We start from the raw sequence: 3184 nt of genomic DNA, 5'->3' as shown, positions 1-3184 counted from the left end.
GCACGGTGGCTCTCGTGCCCCTCGGTGATTCGGTGGATCTCAGGGCTCCGGTGATCTGATGGATCTATGGTCCTCGGTAAGATCGGTGGAAATGGCACCAAACCTCGTCGGTGGTGACAGTCCGCGCTCGCGGACGCGCCTCAGAGGCCTGTTGGCGCAAGTGGCTGACTTCACGAGGTGCGGGCAGTTGGCGCGCCACGTGCTTTGGGTTCGCTCAGCCGCAACGTCAAGCGGCCGGGACGCATGGAGCGTTCCACAGGGGGAAGTGCCTCATGTTCAATCTGTTGAAGTTCAAGGATACCAACCGAGCCGTGGCAGCCAGCGCGACGCTGGTGCAGCCCATTGCGGAGGGCACCACGCTGGAGCAGTTGGGCGGCGAGCTGCTCGAGCTGATGCGCCAGGAGAGCAGCAACCATCACCGCATGGGCGTCATCTACAACTACATCGTGGATAAGCGGCTGCCGCAGCAGGCCGGGTACAAGGACGCCAAGGAGTACTTCAGCAGGAAGCTGGCGGACCTGTCCCAGTCGACGTTGAGCACGTACGGGGCGGTGGCGCGCGTGTTCAGCGAGCCTGTGGCGCGGCGCTTCGGAGTGACGTGCTTGAGCCTGCTGCTGCGCTACAAGGAGGTGGCGGAGCTGGAGCTCAACGCCGAGGAGCCGGGCCCCACGCCCATCGAGGTGCCGGATGAGAAGGGGCAGGTGTCCACGCTGACGTTCGGTGCATGCAGCGTGGAGCAGATGCGGCTGGCATTGCAGCGCAAGCGCAAGCCGTCCTCCACCAAGCCGCTGGCTGCGGAGGAGCTGGAGCTGGGTGAGCAGTACAGCGAGGCGGTGGCGCTGCGCTTCCCGAAGGGGAAGGGGGCGGTGGTGAAGGTGACGGTGCGCAACCAGAAGGGCCAGGCGGTGGTGGACTTCAAGGGGATTCCCTTGGAGCAGGTGGCCCGGCTGGCCGAGGCGCTCACGGGCGAGCTGCCCGCGGTGAGCGCGTTGCCGAAGCCGCCGGTGACGGTCAGCTGACCGTCGTCTCGAAGTCGTAAGCCCGGGCCCCGCGTTCCCGAAGGAGGGGACGCGGGGCCTTTCTTCATCCACCCGCGTTGAGAGGTTGCCCCGTATGCCCGCTGTTGCGATGGCCCCTCCGCGGCCCGGTTACGCCCGGTGCGTGCACTGTCACCACATCTTCCTCGAGAGCATGTTGCGGCTGGAGCGCCACCAGCTGGGGTGTCCGTGGTGCCTGGAGCCGAAGCCCGGCACGCCCCACGGCACGGTGGACGCCTCCTGCTGCGAGTGCCGGTGGCTGACACGTTGACGTCCTCCTGCTTCCCACGTGGCGGGTGGCTCTGTTGGGAGACGGCGGGAATCGAACCCGCTTCGGACGGTGCGAAACTCCCAGCGGAATCGCGCCCTTACCTCGTAACCGCCCGGAACGGTTTGGAGTCGATATCCCGCCGCGTCCCATGTAGTCCCGCCCCGTTCCAGCCCGTTCCGCACTCTCACGCGACACTGACGCAACATGGTCGGGGCTCTTACGCCCCGACCGGCCCCCAGGGCAGTGGGGACCAGCACCGGGGGCGCTCAGGCCGTCGTGATGCTGTCCGAGCCCTTCAAGCCCAGGTCGACCATGAATGCGCCTGCCTCCTTCTTCATCTCCTTCAGCTCGGCCGCAGCCTTTTCCTTGCCGAATTGTCCCCCGAGCCATCGGCGCAGGTCCGTCTCCAGCTCCGCTGCGGTCTGGTAGCGCGCGGTAGGCGAGCGCTGAAGGAGCTTGCGCAGGGGGACGCGCAGCGTATCGGGCAGGCCCGCCGTTACCGTTTCGAGGTCTTCCTGCGTGTAGGTCGCCGCACGCCAGATCGTCTGCTCGATCGCGGGTTCACACCCGGCCAGCCGAGCGCGCTTGATCGCGCGCTTCACGCGGGCGAACTGCCTCTTTGAGAGTGCCGACTTCACCGCGTCAGAGACCCCCATATCGGTATCGAGCAGGTTCCGCCCCGTGGACAATTCGAGCATGACGAGCCCGAGCGAGAAGAGATCCGAGCGAGCATCCACCTTGCCGCCGAGAAGCATCTCGGGCGAAGCGAAGTAGGTATCCCCCTGCGGGCGGCGAACGGTGGAGGCGACGCGGCCCGGCAGGGTGGCGAGCGCAAGCCCGAAGTCGGAAACCTGAACCTGCCCCTCCCAGTCCATGAAGATGTGACTCAGGTCGATGGCCCGGTGGACAATGCCCAGCGGGCGCCCCTGTGCGCCTTTGGCTGCGTGCGCGTACTGCAACACGTCAGCCACCTGGACGCCGACGTACAGCGTGAAGAAGGGCGAGAACCAGCGGTCGAGTTCGGTCGCGAGCCCCATCAGGTCATCAAGATCCTGCCCCGCCGGATGGTCGGTGACCACGTACCAAGCCGATGCGGTCTTGTGCAGGCTGTGGGTGCGAACAATGCCCGGATGGTGGAGACACGCTGAAAGCCGCACCTGCTCTTCGAGCTTCGCTCGTGCCTTGAAGACCCGCAGCGCCTGCTCGGCGCCTATCGGGTTGCTCACCGCCTTGAGAAGCACCTTCCCTTGCGCGTACCCATTGATACGTCTCCGCGCCAGAAAGAGGCTCAGGCCGTGATGCGCCTCGCCCAAGGCTTTACGGAACTCGTAAGACACCCCATCCCGATCGGAGAACAGAATCGCCCCCTGCGGAAGCGTGAACTCGATTGCCGCCATGTTCGATCCTCCCTTGCTCGCACGGGCACCATGCCAGCGCGAGAGGGGCTCACGTTACCCACTGGATGGGGTGAGTGGAACGCCCCGCTAGGTAGGTGATCGTCACGCCCAAAACCGGCCGATTTTGACCACCTACCTGTCACGTCACCTAGCGGGGGGCTCAGGGTCGCCAGTAATCCCTGACGAACCCTGCCGTCCTGTTCGAGGTCTTCGCGGAGCCGTCCTTTAGCTCAAGGGCGCCCACGTCAACGACGAAGCACACGGGAACCTCCTCCTGTCGCGGCAGCTTCACGCGCTCATACTTCACGACGACCCGACCCGGCCTGCCGGATGCCGTCTTCTCGGGCCACACGTAGACCTTAGGAGCCGCGCAGAAATAAAGTTTCAGTTTGGCCGGAGGGTGTAATTCCACTCACCATGGAAGTTGGAGCGCTCAAGGTGAAGGGCGGCCATCTGCTCGCGGCTGACGTCGACGCCTA

Annotated in this window: 2 protein-coding genes; one reads left to right on the top strand and one right to left on the bottom strand. The window is 65.4% G+C overall.

Annotated elements, in window-relative coordinates; genetic code table 11:
• Window positions 1-272 precede the first annotated feature (272 nt).
• Window positions 273-1019, top strand: coding sequence for a hypothetical protein (locus KY501_RS52710; RefSeq protein ID WP_224373230.1), 747 nt, complete (start codon window positions 273-275; stop codon window positions 1017-1019).
• 555 nt (window positions 1020-1574) lie between these two features.
• Here KY501_RS52710 and KY501_RS52705 read toward each other — a convergent pair.
• On the bottom strand, window positions 1575-2705 hold the full coding sequence (locus KY501_RS52705) for a serine/threonine protein kinase (RefSeq protein ID WP_224373229.1): 1131 nt from the start codon (window positions 2703-2705) through the stop codon (window positions 1575-1577).
• Window positions 2706-3184 lie beyond the last annotated feature (479 nt).

Origin of the sequence: Hyalangium versicolor, from assembly GCF_020103695.1 — a bacterium.
Lineage (GTDB): Bacteria > Myxococcota > Myxococcia > Myxococcales > Myxococcaceae > Hyalangium > Hyalangium versicolor.
This window is presented reverse-complemented; position numbering and strand designations above follow the sequence as displayed.